This is a genomic window from Anaerolineales bacterium (assembly GCA_015075625.1).
Classification (GTDB): Bacteria; Chloroflexota; Anaerolineae; order Aggregatilineales; family UBA2796; genus UBA2796.
Genome location: JABTTZ010000004.1, coordinates 102664 through 118766, shown reverse-complemented (window position 1 = coordinate 118766; position 16103 = coordinate 102664). Strand labels below are relative to the sequence as shown.

Below are 16103 nucleotides of genomic sequence, written 5' to 3'. Positions count from 1 at the left end.
AATAGCCCTACTCTCCTGTGTTTTCCGTCGTTGGTTTATCCGCCTCTAGGCGGGTTTTCAGGGGGTGATTTTGTTGGAAATTATGATAGAACTCGCCCGAATCGCTGTGTTCGGACATGTGCTGTGAAAACTCATCCAAAAGGCTGATGAAGATGCGGCATTTCTCTCCACCCATCGCCTGAATCGTTTTCACTAGCGCATTGTTTGTGTACATATCATGGACAATACGGATTAGCTTGCGTCCCTTATCTGTCAAAGAAACCAATACGCGGCGGCGGTCTTGGGGGTCGCGCTCGCGGCTGATGTAACCGTTTTTCGCTAAACCATCCAAGACGGGGATGAGCGTTGCCGAAGTCAGCAGCATGTTCCGGCTAATCTCGTTCACGGCGCAGTGTTGGTAATGCTCCAACATTCCGATCACGCCGATCCCTAAGCCGCTGACGGGGACGCGGTATTCTTCTAGGCGGCTGTCCATGTCTCGCCCCATCATCTTCAGACTAATGACCATCAACAAGCGTACATCTAACGCTATGGCGCGTAGTTCCTCCTCAGTCATGAATATCCTTTCGCAGGCAAATGATTTGAATGCAAATGATACGGATACGAATAAATTTTGGCAAGAGGGAAGTTTTGAGAGGTTAGGCAGTTCTCCTCATTTCGAGGGCTGAGGGGGCGACACCACGTCATAGACGATAGCGACAGCCCTCCCATCCCCCTGCCCCCTTCTCTCCCACATCGTGGGAGAGAAGGGGGATTATTGTGTGGGGGGCGTCCCCCCACACCCCCAGAGTGGGTCGTGTGAGAGGGTTACCCATCAGAGTCTCAATTTCCCTTTTGCCCGCATGAGGGCGGAGCAGGTACACGCCGAAGGCGGGTCGTAGGGGGGAATGAGGGTAAACGCTGCTGTCGCCCCCTCAGCCCACTGCGCAAGGTCAGGGCTGTGCATAAGGTTAAGGGAAGCGGATGGGAACATTTTGGGAGCGTCCTTCGTCTCAGGACTTGTACTACAATGATTTTAGGTCACCGTGCAGGAGACGAAACGAGGACAGGACATGCACCCCTTTTTCCGTAAATTAATCCTTGTAGTGATTGTGGTTGGATTGATACTCCCCGCCACGCTCACCGCCCGCAGCGAGGGCGAAACGAACGCCCCGCGCATCATCAATACCTACCCCGCCCGCCGCGAGGTGGTTGGTCCTGACGCCACGATTGAAATCACCTTCGATCAGGTGATGGACAAACGGAGCGTCGAAGCCGCCTTTTATACGATCCCTACCCTTGAGGGAGCGCTGACGTGGAAAGATGATTCCACCCTCCAATTCGATCCGACTGGCGCACTCCAACGCGGTGCTGAATACACCGTGCGCATCGACGCCGCCGCACAATCAGCAGCGGGCGTGGCGCTTGGGGATACGGCAGCCTTCACCTTTCAGGTTGCCCCTAACCTCAGCGTGAGTCAGGTGATTCCCTCCCCAAAAGCCACCGAAGTAGAAGCCGAGGCGACAATCACCGTCGTTTTTGACCGTCCGGTAGTCCCCCTAGTGACGACGGGCGATCAGAAAAACCTTCCCCAACCGCTGACCTTTTCTCCGGCGGTGACGGGCAAGGGAGAATGGCTTGGCACGGCAATCTACACCTTCACCCCTGATCCAGCCTTTGCCGGTGGCACAGAATACACCGTCACCGTCAGCGGCGATCTGAAGGATGTGGACGGCAGCCCGATGACGGAAGGCTATTCGTGGACCTTCCGCACGGTGCGCCCGCAAATCCTTAGCATATATCCCTACGGCGGGGAGATAGTGGCTCTGGATCGTGAGATTCAGGTGAGCTTTAACCAGCCGATGAACCGCGACAGCGTGCGATCCGCCTTCACCCTTCGCAACGCCCAAACGGGGGTTGATGTTGCCGGGGCGCTCCGCTTTGAATCGAACGACAGCGTGATCGTGTTCAAGCCAAGTTCGCTACTTAGTCTTGAAACACCCTACCAAATCACGGTAACAGGGGTGGCAAAAAGCGCCAGCGGCGAAGCGACGCTGACGAACCCACGCACCGAAAACTTCAGCACCTACCCCTACCCAAAGGTGCGCGATGTGAGTCCCCGCCCCTTTGATCAGGTCTATCCCGGCAGCGGCGCGGCGATTTACTTCAACACGCCGATGGATCGCGAGAGTTTCGCCGGCAAGATCACCATTGATCCCCCAACCGAGTTCACCCTCTCGCCAAGCTATGACTCGCTCTACATCAACTTTGCTGCTGCTGCGTCAACGCGCTATACAATCACCCTTGCCCCTGGCGCGAAAGACCTTTACGGCAACACGATCAACGAGTCATTCATCTTTGGCTTCACCACCCAAGATTACCTTCCCTATATGCGCCTTGCCCTGCGCGATCAGATCAACCTGACCAGCGCCTATAAGTCACTGACGCGCATCCTGACCTCATCGGTGAATGTCGATCAGATTGATCTGAAGTTGGCAATGCTCACGCCCGCTGAATTGGTTGCCATAGGCGATAGCTATCGCGGCGTCAACCTTTCCAACTACACGCCGCCGCGCCTCACCCGCCAATGGACGTTCAAGACGGGGACAGAGAAGAACAAACCCGCCTCCTACAGCATCCCCCTTGCCGAAAACGAGGACGCTCTGCCAGCGGGTATCTACTACCTTGAAGCGAATTCGCCCCAGTTTGCCCGCTTCTTGCAGAGTCCCATCCAGCAGCCATCGAAGACGATCCTTGTGGTGGCGACGGCGAACCTCGTGACGAAGATGGATGTCTACGGCAACACCACGACATTCGTTACCGATCTAAAGACGGGGCTGCCGCTGCCGAATGTGACCGTTCAGCTTTACTACAATGCTGGTGGACAGGTTGCTGGCACGGGGACGACGGACGAAACGGGTATTGCCCGGATAAAAGCCCCCACCACGCCCAATGACTACCGTTTCTATTGGGTTGTTGCAACGGGCGGGGATGTCTTTAGTATCTCGAACACGGGGTGGTCGGGCGATGCCGAGGCATGGAATTTTGAGCAGCCGGCAGATTACAGCCTGCGCAAGAGCAATATCTACCTGTATACCGACCAGCCAATCTACCGTCCGGGGCGTCCTGTTTACTACCGGGGTATTGTGCGTGGGCAAGACGATGTGACGTATACCGTTCCGGCGGGGGAAAAGATCACGCTCACCATCAATGACCCGAACGGAAACGAGGTGAACCGCAAGGACGTTATCCTCAACGAGTATGGCGCGTTCAGTGGGCAGTTTGACCTCCTTCCGCAAGGGGAAGCGCCGCTTGGCTACTACAGCATTCAGGTTTACTGGAAAGGCAACGAATACGGCTATCTCTCCTTCCAAGTGGCAGAGTTCCGCCCGCCGGAATTTTTGGTGACAGCGGCGGCGGATAAGACAGAATACGTTGCCGGAGAGACAATCAAAGTCACCGTTGATGCCAAGTTCCTCTTTGGCGGGGCGGTGTCCGGCGGAGCGCTAACCTGGAACGCGATTGCCAACAGCACGTTCTTCGGCTACCGAGGGCGCGGGCTGTTCGACTTTGGCGATCCGTATGGACGCGGTTGGGTTTACCAACGCAATGTGGGCAGCGGCTCAGGGACATTGGACGGTAATGGGCAGTTTGTGATCGAACTCCCCGCCGATCTTGCCGGGGATACCGCCGCGCAGAGCTTCACGATTGAGGCGAATGCCTACGACGTGAGTGGGCAAACCGTCTCTGGACGAACCACCGTGACCGTCCACCCGGCGCTGCTTTACCTCGGTATCCAGCCCAAAAAGTACCTCGGAGAGGCGGGATCGCCCTTTGAGATGACGATCACCAGTGTTGGTTGGCAAAGTGAACCCTTCCCCAACCAACCGATTACAGTGACCATCAGCGAACGGCGCTGGACACAAGACCCCAAAACACTGAGTTGGAAGCAAGAGATCATCCCCGTCAGCGAGACAGCGCTCACGACGGATGGAGAGGGCAAGGTTGATTACACCTTTACCCCTGCTAATGCCGGCGTCTTTGAAATCGCCGTGACCAGCCGCGATGCCCGTGAGCGTCTTGCCAAGACGACGATCAGTGTCTGGGTGTCGGGACCGAATCCGATTGCGACCGATGAGAATGATAAGAAAATCACCCTGATCGCGGATCGCAAAAGCGAGTACAAACCCGGCGAAACGGCTGAAATCCTGATTCCCTCACCTTTTGCGGGCAAGGTCACCGCGCTCGTGACCGTAGAACGGCTCACTATCCGCCGCAGTGAGGTGATTCAATTTGAGGGGAGCTATACCTACAAGCTGACACTTGATGAGAGCGACGCGCCAAATATCTTTGTAGCGGTCACGCTGATCAAAGGCAGCGGCGATGATCCCACTGGCGTCCCCGCCATTCGGTTTGGGCTAACCAACCTGAAGGTGGAAGTTCAAAAGCAGTTAAATATCACCCTCACGCCGAGTGTGGCACAGGCAGCCCCGCGTGATGAGGTGAGTTTTGATGTGCTGGTGACTACCTTGAACGGCGAGCCAACGGCGGCGGAAGTCGGCTTGAGCCTCTCCGATGTGGCGACGCTCTCCGTTGGGCTGCCAAACAGCGCCCCAATCTTCGAGAATTTCTGGTACACGCGCGCTCTCGGCATCACGACGAGCCATGCCCTGACGATCCTGATCGATGGAATCAACCTCAAAACCGAACTGGAAGATTTTCGCGCCGCGAGAGAGGTAAATCTTGCCGGCACAGCCTCACCTATGTTAGAGATGGCGGGTGGGGGCGGGGCAGCCGATGGTATTGCCCAACCAGCGCCCGGAGCGCCCGGACGGGATGAGAGCGAGAAGGGACGAGTTGGCGAATCAGATGCTGCCAGCGCCACCCCGCGTACTGATTTTGTCGATACACCGCTGTGGGTTGCCTCGCTGATCGTCGGTGCGGATGGGCGCGGCAGCGTCTCGGTGACGCTCCCCGATAACCTGACGACATGGCGCTTGGATGCTCGTGCCATTTCGCTAGAGAGCGCTGTTGGTGACGCTCAGGTAGAAATCATCAGCACAAAACCCCTTCTCGTCCGCCCCGCCACCCCGCGCTTCTTTACGGTGGGGGATGAGACGGAACTGGCGATGGTCGTCAACAACAACACCGGCGAAGAACGCACCATTCAGGTGAATCTCTTGGCAGCGGGGGTCACCCTTCGTGCCGCCGCCGACCAAACAATCACCATCCCCGCCAATGGACGCGCCCGCGTCTTATGGCTGGCGACGGTGAACGATGTGGCAAATGTTGATCTGACCTTCAGCGCCGTCAGCGGTGAATTCAGCGATGCCAGCAAGCCGGCTGTGGGCATTGGCGCAGAGCGGCTGCTGCCTGTATTCAAATATGAAGCGCCAGACTATGTGGCGACGGCGGGCGTCTTGCGCACCCCCGGCGAACGGACAGAAGGTATTCTGCTGCCGCCAACGGAGCTTGCCCCTAGCGGAATGCTGACAGTGAAGGTGAATCCCTCCCTTGCGGCGACCACCCTTGACGGGCTGGACTACCTAAAATACTACCCGTACTACTGTGTGGAGCAGACCGTCTCACGCTTCCTGCCGAACATCATCACCTACCGGGCGCTGCAAAAGGTGGGCTTAGATACCCCTGAACTGCGGGCGAATCTGGAAACAGCGGTTTTGGCGGCGTTGGCGCGGCTGAAGCAAGAGCAAAAAGGCGATGGCGGTTGGGGGTGGTATCCCTTAGAAGAAAGCAACCCGCTGACTACAGCTTACGCCCTGCTTGGGCTGCTGGAAGCACGCGATGCTGATTTCGCCGTTGAGCCAGAGATGATCGCCCGTGCGGTGGGGTTCTTGCTCTCGAAAGCAGAGTATGCGACGGACAAAACGGCAACATGGCAGATGAATCGTCAAGCGTTCATGCAGTATGTCCTTGCGCGGGCAAAGAATGCGAATATAGGCGTTCTGGATACGCTTTTGGCACGTCGTGAACGGATGAGCCTTGATGCACGGGCATACCTTGCCCTTGCCTATGCTACGCTAAACCGGACAGACGCGGCGGCAACCCTGCTCAGCGACCTGCAAACAGCGGCGATTGCCTCCGCGACGGGGATTCATTGGGAGGAGGAGAGCCGTGACTACTGGAACTGGGGCAGCAACACGCGGACGACGGCGTTGGCGCTCTTGGCGCTGGTGAAACTGACGCCGGAGAGCGATCTTGTGCCGAATGTTGTCCGTTGGCTGATGGTGGCGCGGCGCGGCGACGCTTGGGAAAGCACCCAAGAGACGGCGTGGGCGGTCATGGCGCTGGTCGATTACATGGTTGCCAGCGGGGAACTGAAGGCAGATTATACCTACACGGTGAATCTGAATGGGACGGAGATCGGCGCAGGTGTGGGCAATGCCGATACGCTGCGGGAGACGAAAACACTCACCGTAAATGTTGCCGAGATGCTGCGCGATCAGGTGAATCGCCTCACCTTTGACCACGCGGCGGGCGATGGGTCGCTCTACTACACCGCCGCCCTGAAGGTGAATCAGCCAGTGGAGGCGATCAAGCCGACGAATCGGGGCTTGTCGTTCACGCGGGCGTACTACCTCAACGGCGAACGGGTGACCGAGGCAAAGGTTGGCGAAACAATCAAGGTGGTCTTGGAGATCACCGCCTCTCAAGACCTCTACTACGTCGTGATCAATGATCCGATTCCAGCGGGGACCGAAGGGGTGGATCGCAACCTGCAAACGACCTCTCAGATTGGGGAACGCCCTGAACTGAGCCGGAGCGATGTGGAATTCTATGGATGGGGGTGGTGGTACTTCAGCAGCACGCAGATTCGGACGGAAAAGGTCGTCCTTTCCGCGCAGTATCTGCCGCGTGGGAACTACCGCTTCGTCTATGAGATTCAAGCGACAACACCCGGCACCTACCGCGTGATCCCGCCAAATGGGAATGAGTTCTACTTCCCAGAGGTCTTTGGGCGCGGCGCGGGGAGTACATTCACTGTTCACGGGGAGTAAATAATCAGGAAGAATTGATTGGGGTCTTGACCCGGTGCCAACGCACCGGGCTGAGATCAAGGAAAGACAAACACTGGGTCAGCGCCGGCGCGTTCGTGCCGGCGCTGCGTTGTCTCGATTCTCTATCGAAAAGGGCAGCGTGAGGGGGCGACAGCGGCGTTTACTCTCATTCCCCTACGACCCGCCTTCGGCATGTACTTGCTCCGCCCTCATGTGGGCAAAGGGGGAATCGAGACTCTGAAGGGTAACTCTCTCACCCGACCCACTCTGGGGGTGTGGGGGACACCCCCCCACAAAACAATCCCCCTTCTCTCCCACAATGTGGGAGAGAAGGGGATGCGGGCAACGGCATAACGCCTATTCGGGGCGGAAAACCGAGGATCAATAGACGGGCTGGGATTTGTCGATTTCCCGCGCCCACGCATTGATCCCGCCAAGCAAGTTGACGAGATTCGTATAGCCCAAGTCTTGGAGCATAACAATCACATCACGGCTGCGGACACCCGTCTTGCATTGGACGACAACCTCCACATCCTTCGGGATTTCGGCGGCACGCGCCACCACCTGCCCCTTTGGAATCTTCACCGCACCAGAGATCGCGCTGATCTCCCACTCGTGCGGTTCGCGGACATCCAGCACAACAAGGTTCGTTCCCGCGTCGATCCGCGCTTTCAAATCATTCACGGTGATCCCGCGCACATGCTTTTGGGCATTTGTCTCGCGGTAATCGCTGCGGTCATGGGCAGGCGACCCGCAAAATGCCTCGTAGTCAATCAACTGAGTGACCGTTGGATGGTCGCCGCAGACAGGGCATTTGGGGTTCTTCCGAATCTTGATTTCCTCAAAAGACATGCTCAGTGCATCGTAGAGCAGCATCCGCCCAATCATCGGCGTTCCAATGCCCAAGATCAGCTTGATCGCCTCCGTTGCTTGGAGCGTTCCCACCGTGCCGGGGAGGATGCCGAGGACGCCGCCTTCTGCACAGCTAGGGACAAGTCCGGGTGGGGGGGGTTCGGGGAACATGCAGCGGTAGCAGGGTCCCTCTTTGGCATAGAAAACGCTCAACTGCCCCTCAAACCGGAAAATGCTCCCATACACGTTGGGTTTGCCGAGGATCACGCAGGCGTCGTTGACAAGGTAGCGGGTGGGGAAATTATCCGTCCCGTCAATGATCACGTCGTAATCTTTGAGGATATCCAGCGCATTTTCACTGGTCAGCGGCGTGTTGTGCTTTTCGATCACAATGTAGGGGTTGATGTCCGAGAGCTTCGCTGCCGCGCTATCGAGCTTTGTCTTTCCCACGTCGCTGGTGTAGTGGATCACTTGGCGTTGAAGGTTGGTCTCGTCAACAACATCGTAATCGACCAAACCCAAACGCCCAATCCCCGCCGCCGTCAGATAGAGCGCTAACGGGCTACCTAGCCCACCCGTCCCAATGAGCAGGATACTCGCTGCTTTCAATTTGCGCTGCCCCTGAATGCCCACTTCAGGCATAATGAGATGGCGGCTGTAGCGCCGGATTTCATCGTGAGAAAGACTCACCTCGTCTGCCGAGATTCGTTCGACCACGCTCATAAACACTCCTTCATGGTATCGAGAGCTTACCGGCAATTGTAGCGGGCAAACACGGTTATGTTAAGACGCGCTGAGATTGGGAAGTTTTACAAAACGGTGGATCAAGCAGCGTTCCGGCTATACTCTACACGGTAGCGTTAATGGGACATGAGGTAAAAAATTCTATGGCAAACGTACCATCGGTCATTTTTAGAAAATACGATATTCGCGGCAACATCACGGGCGAAACCCCCCTTCTAACACCTACTATTGCCACCCTTGTGGGCAAAGGGTATGGGACATTCATGCAGCGCACCCACGGAACGGATCGCGTGTTCGTCGGGCGCGATAACCGCCATTCGTCGGGTCCGCTGCAAGCCGCCCTGATTGACGGTCTGCGCAGCACAGGGTTAAACGTCACCGATATTGGCGAGGTGATGACCCCCTCTGTTTACTTTGCCTCTGCTCTGTATGGGGCAAAGGGCGGGGGAATTCAGATCACGGGAAGCCATCTCTCGCTGGAATACAACGGGATCAAAATGGCGCAAGATCGCTTTGCCCTCTTCGGCGATCACATTCAGGCGATCCGTGAACTCATTGAAAAGGACGATTTCCTCAGCGGAACAGGCGACCTGCATTATGATCCCAATTTGGTGCAGCGGCATATGGACACCATCAAAGGCAAAGTGAGGATGGGCGGGCGAAAACTGCGCATCGTCCTTGATGCGGGGAACGCGCTCAGCGGCGTTTATATGCAGCCCGTTTACGAGGCGTTGGGGGTAGAAGTCGTTTGCCTTTACTGCGAACCGGACGGGACGTTCCCCAACCACCTGCCCAACCCCGAAGACCCAGAGACGACAAAGGAACTGGAACGCACCGTGCGCGAGACGAAGGCTGATCTCGGCGTTGGCTTTGATGGGGATGCTGATCGCTGCGGCATTGTCGATGAACACGGGCATCACATCGCAGCGGATCGCTTGGTGGCGCTGCTGGCACGCGATCTGCTCAAGCGCCGTCCGGGGGCGACGATCATCTACGATGTGAAGGCAAGCCAAGCGCTGGAGGATGAAATCCGCCGCAATGGGGGCGTCCCCCTCATGTGGAAAACGGGACACAGCCTGATGAAGGCGAAAATGGCGGAGGTTGGTTCGCCGCTTGGGGGGGAGGTCAGCGGGCACATCTTCATCGGGGAAGATTATTACGGCTTTGACGATGCCCCCCTCGTTTCGTTGAAGGTCTTAGAGATTTTCAGCCACCTTGAAACCTCGGTGAGCGAAACCTTCAAAGAGATACCCACCCTTCCCGCCACGCCAGAGATCATTCTGAGCGCCCTCGACGCCATGAAGTTCAAGGCAATTGACGAGATGACGATCAAGTTCCGCCAGAAGTACACTGTTGTTGATCTCGATGGGGCGCGGGTGCAGTTCCCCGATGGATTCGGCTTGGTGCGTGCCAGCAACACCCAACCGGCAATCACGCTCCGTTTTGAGGGACGCACGAACGAAAAGCTCGTTGAATACATGCGCTACTTCGATACCTATCTGGCTGAATACCCAGAGGTAGATCGCGGCAAACTCCATCAACAAATCAAGGCATTTGGGGGGTAACGGCGTCAGGCTTTATTGGGGAGCGTTCATGGATGCTCCCTTACACCTTCCCTCCGTTTACCCTTCCCTCTGGTTGCGTACCCCCTAAACTGCCCTACAATTCTTCCTTAGGTACAGCAGCACCCGGAGGTTTTCCTCATGGTTCAACTTGGCATCAACCTTAACCCTAACGCCCCCAGTGGGCAGCCTGACGATGCAAAAACTCTGCAAGGCACAACATGGGCGCGGTATGTCTTTCGGGCAGACGCCGAACGGCGCTCTCTTGAAGAATCCCTCCCCGTTTACGAGGCATTGATCAAACGCTACAACGCCGTTGGCGTGCGCAGCCTGATCATCGTCAATCAGGAGACATTTTGGGGCAATGCCCCCTGGGATAACGGCGATTGGACAACCTATGCTCGCAACTTCTCTGCCGCTGTGGGAAAAATCGCCGCCCGTTACAAGGGGTTGAATGTTGCCTATGAAATTTGGAACGAGGGCGATATTCGTGGCGGGTCATCCGTTTTCGTTCCGGTGGCAGAATTTGCCCGTGTTCTGACCATGACCAGCCGCGAGATCAAAGCCCATGATCCAAGCGCGACAGTAGTCTTTGGCGGGTTGGCGGCGGCGGCGGGAGATGCCGTTGCCTATGTCAAGGGCGTGCGGGAGGCATCTGGCGGAAAACTTCCTGTAGATGCAGTCGGTGTTCACCCCTACGGGCAGTGGTCGCCAAATTTCAGCACAAAACCAGAGTGGGGCGGCTGGTTCGGGCGGTTGGACGATCACCTAAACACCGTGGTGCGTGGGATTCCCGATGCTCCCATTTGGCTGACCGAGATTGGCGTCTCTGAACACGTCCCCTTTCCAGAAGACCAATTTGGGATGGTCACCACCTATATGCGCGGCGCGTTTGATCTGCTTCAAGCGCGGTTTGCCACACGGATTCCGGTGATGATCTGGTTTGCCTGGGGCGATATCATGCGCAACGCCGGAATCGTGGACGGTGCGAATCGCCCCAAACAGGTTATTTTTGACACCTTTTTTAAGATTGCCAAAGACGCCCTGAAATCCGAAGAAAAAAAAGACGAGGCGCTATTGACCCCCTACGATGGGATGATTGGCGTTGTTTACATCGATGGGCGCACGGTTAAAGAAACGACGATTGAGGCGATCCTCGCCCGCTTGGTCGATTCCAAGATTGGGGCGATCTTCGTCAAAACGAACAACGGCGCAGCATGGCAGGGTGTCAATGATTCGTCGGGAAAAGACGATCTGCGCATCGATGGGCTGGACGATGTACAGCGCTGGATTGCCAAGTGCGACGAGGCGGGCATTGAGTTTCATGCGTGGAGTGTCGTGCGCGGGGTGAACCCCGATGTAGAGATCAAGCTGATTGCTGATGTGTGTAACCTCCCCGGCGTGAAGTCGTTCATCCTGGATGTGGAGGTTGGCGCGTCCTACTACCTCGGCGGGGCGACGGTGGCGCAGATCATGGGCGACCAACTTCGGCTGCGCATCCCTGATGGTTTTCATTTGGCGCTGTGCCTTGATGCACGGGGCAACCACCCCCGCGATATTTCCATCTCGCGCTGGCTGCCCAATATCGATAGCCTTCACCCAATGGTCTACCATCAGGTCTTTGGGATCACCCCCGAACAGGCGGTGGTTGATGCGCTGACAGCCCTTGAACCCTTTGGTTTGCCTGTGATCCCGATGTTGCAGGCATATGACCTGACCGACGCCAACGAGATCAAGCGGGCGGGCGAACACGCCCTGAACAAAGCGCCAACACGGAATAAGGCGTTAGGCATCTCCATCTACCCCTATGGACGGATGGGCGAGAAAGAGCTTGCGGCGGTCAACGCAATCACCGTCCCAACGCTCCGCACCCGCCAGAAAAAGGGAATCACCCCGACGCCTGCCGACTTCACCAATCAGGACATGATCAACGCTTTTGCCGCTGCCGCCAAAGCCTTTGGTGAACCGCAGAACTTCTGGACATGGGTCACCAGCGCAAACTTGGCGCACATGGCGAATGACCGGACGCGCCCCTACAGCGGCTTGGCGGTGGATAACCTGCCGGGCTTGTCCCTCGATCAAAAAAGCCTGATCAAGCGGGCGCTGGCAGGCGAATCGTTGGAGGGGCTGACCCCTGTTCAGGAACGAGATCGCTATTTGGGGAAGGTGACCAACCAACAGGTGATCAACGCCTTTTTCGAGGCAGCCCGAAGCGCGGGCAATCGCGATGATTTCTTCCTTTGGATACAGCAATCGGGCTTGGCAGCCATTGCCGATAACCGTCAGGGGACGTACAGCAACCCGCCCATCTCCACACTGGCGAACCTGAAGGAAGAATGGCGGACGACGATCATCAACCTGCTCATTGCTGAGGCAGAGCGCAACCCAGTGACAGGCGACACAAAGCGTCTGAATGTTCCTTATGTCTCGCAGATTGACGAGCGCGGCTTGGGGAATAACGACTGCGGGCAAGCCTCCGTCCTCATGCTGCTGAAATACTACGGTATGGCGGGCAGCCTGACGGTGAAAGACCTACATAACCAAACGCCGGGAAAGACCTCGGCGGAACAGCTTGTGGCGTTGGCAAAACGGAACGCCCTAGCGACACTCAAGGTGGATCGGACACTCCCCAATGTGGATACCTTCCGCGCTATTTTGGACAATGGGCGTCCGATTATCTTGCTGGTCGATTACAAAAAACTCATGTTCCCTGTCCATCTTGCCAGCGGCGTTGATCAAGGTTTGCATTGGTTCGTCCTCATTGGCTACACCAAGACGGGCTTCATCGTCCATGATCCACTCTGGGCGAAAATAGCGCGGAATGGCAAAGGTGGCGCCGATCTCGACATCACGCGGGAGACCCTGCGCGGGGCGTTGGGGCTGATCGCCGGGAAGATCAACACGGTGTATTAACCAGTGATGCCATTGTAAACGGCATGACCCCGGCGCCGCCCTCCGCATCCCGTAGGGGCGACCACACAGGGTCGCCCTGATAAACCACAGGGCGCAATAGGATTAGGGATACGCCTTGATGCGTATCCCCGTATCCTCATCTACCCCCATGCCGGATGTTCTGTTTCGGGGACAGGTTGGGCATTTTTCCACTCATTCAGGCGCAGCCATGTTTCCAAGCTCATCAGCGGCGGGTAAAGCGCCCGTACTGCGGCAATATCCGCCTCGTAGCCCTTCTCCTTGAACCAGCGCAGGATGATCAGCATCTCTGGATCAGGCGGGCGGAAGGCAACGGGACGCAGCACCGTCAGCGGTAGGTTCAGACTGCGGGCATGTTCCTCAATGCGCCACTTCGACTCGAAATGGGGAATCATTGTCAAATCCACCAAATGCCTACCGGATAGGTTGACATAGCCGCTACTCTATGTCACAATGTCCCCTGTTGCGAATAATGTAAGGCAAGCACGCAGTTAAGCGCATGGCACATCACGTTGTTTCTGTTGAGAAAAAAGGGAAAAAAGGCTGCACGCCACCGCGATTGTGTGGAGGGTAACGCCCTGCGTCTTGCAAACGAGTGAAAAAGCAAGAACGCCCCCCCAGACAATCTGGGGGGGCGTTTTTTGTTGCCTGTGCCGCGTGGGGGCAACAAAAAACCCCACCTAAAAATAATGTTTCAAGTGGGGTTTATGGGATGCTCCGTACGGGATTCGAACCCGTGTCTTAGCCTTGAGAGGGCTACGTCCTAGGCCCCTAGACGAACAGAGCGAATGGGGAACAGAATACCAGTTTTTCAGGGATACGTCAAGTCTGAGCGAAGCGAAAAGGAACAGGACTCTATGGCAGAAACACTTGTGATCAAGGTGGGAGGCGGGTTGGGCGTTGATGTCGAAAGCGTCTGCGCCGACATTGCCGCCCTTGTTCAAGAGGGGCATCGTGTCGTCGTGGTGCATGGCACAAGCGCGGCGGTGGATACGCTTTCTGGGCGGGTGGGCGTTCCGGCGCGGACACTCCAAAGCCCCTCTGGGCATGTCAGCCGCTACACGGATGCCGCCACGCTGGAAGTCTACATGATGGCGGCGGTGGGGCAGGTGAATCCCGCGATTGTGGGGCGTTTGCAAACGCTCGGCGTGAATGCCCTCGGGTTGAACGGCTTGGATGGACGCTTGCTTGGCGCTCAACGTAAGGATGCGGTGCGGGCAATTGACCCAGAGACGGGGCGGCAGCGCATCGTCCGGGATGATTACACCGGGCGCGTCGAAACGGTCAATGGTGCGCTGCTGACGATGCTTCTTGATGCTGGCTATACCCCTATTGTTGCGCCGCTGGCGATGGGTGCGGAGTGCGAACCGCTGAATGTTGATGGGGATCGGGCGGCGGCACAGGTTGCCGGAGTGCTGCGGGCGGATACCCTTGTCATTTTGACAAACGTCGTCGGCTTGATGGCGAAGTTTCCCGATGAAGCCAGCCTTATTCGTCATATTCCCGCCTCTGGGGTGGAACGCGCCATTGAGATCGCCGGGGGACGGATGAAGAAGAAGGTACTCGCCGCACAAGAAGCATTGCATACGGGTGTTCGGCGGATTGTTTTGGCGGATTCGCGCCGTATGTCGCCCATCCGTGCGGCGCTGGCGGGCGAAGGGACGGTGATCAACCGTGACTGACCAAACACTGCCAACCACCCGCCAACAAGAAGATCAGCACACCAGCGGCGTTTACCCCAAGCGCCCGCTGACCGTCGTTCGCGGCGAGGGAGCATACCTGTGGGACGACGAAGGACGGCGCTACATTGATTGTGTTGGAGGGCAGGGTTCGGCAAACCTCGGTCATGCCCATCCGGCAATCGTCGCCGCCATCAGCGAACAGGCGGCAACCCTTCTTAGCTGCCCAGAAATTTTCTACAACGACACTCGCGCCCGCTATTTAGAGGCGCTTACCGCCGCCGCCGGAATGTCCCGCGCCTTCCTTTGCAACAGCGGTACAGAAGCGGTAGAGGCAGCGATCAAGTTTGCCAAGCTCGCCACTGGACGAAAGGGAATCGTCGCCACAAAGCGCGGCTTTCACGGGCGGACGATGGGCGCATTAGCGGCGACATGGGAGCCAAAGTACCGCGAACCCTTTGAACCAGGCGTGCCGGGGTACACCCACATCGCCTATAACGATCTGGCGGCGGCAGAGGTGGCGATCAGCGAGGCGACGGCAGGGGTCATCATCGAAATTGTGCAGGGCGAGGGCGGCGTGCGTCCGGGGGACGCGGCATTTTTACAAGGGGTACAGCGCCTTTGCCATGAGCGCGGCGCGATGTTCATTGTCGATGAGGTGCAAACCGGATTCGGGCGGACGGGGACACTCTTTGCCCACACCCAATATGCCCTTCAACCAGACCTGATGCCCATTGCCAAGAGCATGGCGGGCGGCTTGCCGATGGGGGCATGTCTGATTGGGGCGCGGGTGGGGACATTGGAGGCAATGACGCACGGTTCAACCTTTGGCGGGAATCCGCTGGCGTGTGCAGCGGGGATAGCCGCCTTAGAAGTGATCCAGCGGGAGGATTTGGCGGGGCGGGCGGCGGCGCTTGGCGGCTGGCTGTTAGAGCGCCTAGCTGATTTGCCAACGAAATTTCCCGATCAGGTGCGGGAGGTACGCGGACTCGGGTTGCTGGTTGGGATCGAACTGCGGGGAAAGGTCACTCCCCTTCTGAAGGCACTGCAAGATCAGGGCGTTTTGGCGCTCCCCGCTGGTGCAACTGTTTTGCGCTTGCTGCCGCCGTTAGTCATCCAACAAAGCGATTTGGAAACCGTCGCCAGCGCGATTGAGACGGTCTTAGCAGGTGCAGTAGGATAGCTTGTGAGAGCTATCCGAGTCGCCCAAAGACTCTCCAAAGAGTAGGCGTGCCAAAGAATGTATGGTTTGATCTGACCAATCATAGGCAAAGCAATCTACGGGCAAGGGGGAGTACACATACCCCCCTACAAAAAATTGCCCATATGGTGAACACATC

8 protein-coding genes and 1 tRNA gene are annotated in these 16103 nt (G+C 57.2%); 5 read left to right on the top strand and 4 right to left on the bottom strand.

Going from position 1 to position 16103, the window contains the following annotated elements:
• Positions 1-7: 7 nt before the first annotated feature.
• Positions 8-556, bottom strand: coding sequence for a MarR family transcriptional regulator (locus HS103_18200; GenBank protein MBE7514727.1), 549 nt, complete (start codon positions 554-556; stop codon positions 8-10).
• 496 nt (positions 557-1052) lie between these two features.
• On the opposite strand from HS103_18200, the gene HS103_18195 reads away from it, so the two are divergent.
• Complete coding sequence (locus tag HS103_18195; protein MBE7514726.1) at positions 1053-6995, top strand: Ig-like domain-containing protein; 5943 nt, start codon at positions 1053-1055, stop codon at positions 6993-6995.
• Positions 6996-7376: 381 nt separating this feature from the next.
• Here HS103_18195 and moeB read toward each other — a convergent pair whose 3' ends face one another.
• Positions 7377-8570, bottom strand: a complete 1194-nt coding sequence (moeB, locus tag HS103_18190; protein MBE7514725.1) for a molybdopterin-synthase adenylyltransferase MoeB — start codon at positions 8568-8570, stop codon at positions 7377-7379.
• A gap of 164 nt (positions 8571-8734) precedes the next feature.
• On the opposite strand from moeB, the gene HS103_18185 reads away from it, so the two are divergent.
• Positions 8735-10156, top strand: coding sequence for a phosphomannomutase/phosphoglucomutase (locus HS103_18185; protein ID MBE7514724.1), 1422 nt, complete (start codon positions 8735-8737; stop codon positions 10154-10156).
• A gap of 138 nt (positions 10157-10294) precedes the next feature.
• Positions 10295-13066, top strand: coding sequence for a C39 family peptidase (locus tag HS103_18180; protein ID MBE7514723.1), 2772 nt, complete (start codon positions 10295-10297; stop codon positions 13064-13066).
• A 140-nt stretch (positions 13067-13206) separates the two neighbouring features.
• Here HS103_18180 and HS103_18175 read toward each other — a convergent pair whose 3' ends face one another.
• Positions 13207-13491, bottom strand: a complete 285-nt coding sequence (locus HS103_18175; GenBank protein MBE7514722.1) for a hypothetical protein — start codon at positions 13489-13491, stop codon at positions 13207-13209.
• Between the two features lie 306 nt (positions 13492-13797).
• Positions 13798-13870 (bottom strand) — tRNA-Glu (locus HS103_18170).
• Between the two features lie 71 nt (positions 13871-13941).
• Here HS103_18170 and HS103_18165 point away from each other — a divergent pair.
• Both HS103_18165 and HS103_18160 read left to right on the top strand, forming a co-directional pair.
• Positions 13942-14766, top strand: coding sequence for a [LysW]-aminoadipate kinase (locus HS103_18165; protein MBE7514721.1), 825 nt, complete (start codon positions 13942-13944; stop codon positions 14764-14766).
• Positions 14759-15946 carry an acetylornithine/succinylornithine family transaminase gene (locus HS103_18160; protein MBE7514720.1) on the top strand — a complete coding sequence of 396 codons (1188 nt, stop codon included), beginning with the start codon at positions 14759-14761 and terminating at the stop codon, positions 15944-15946. The genes HS103_18165 and HS103_18160 overlap by 8 nt, the downstream gene beginning before the upstream one ends.
• Positions 15947-16103 lie beyond the last annotated feature (157 nt).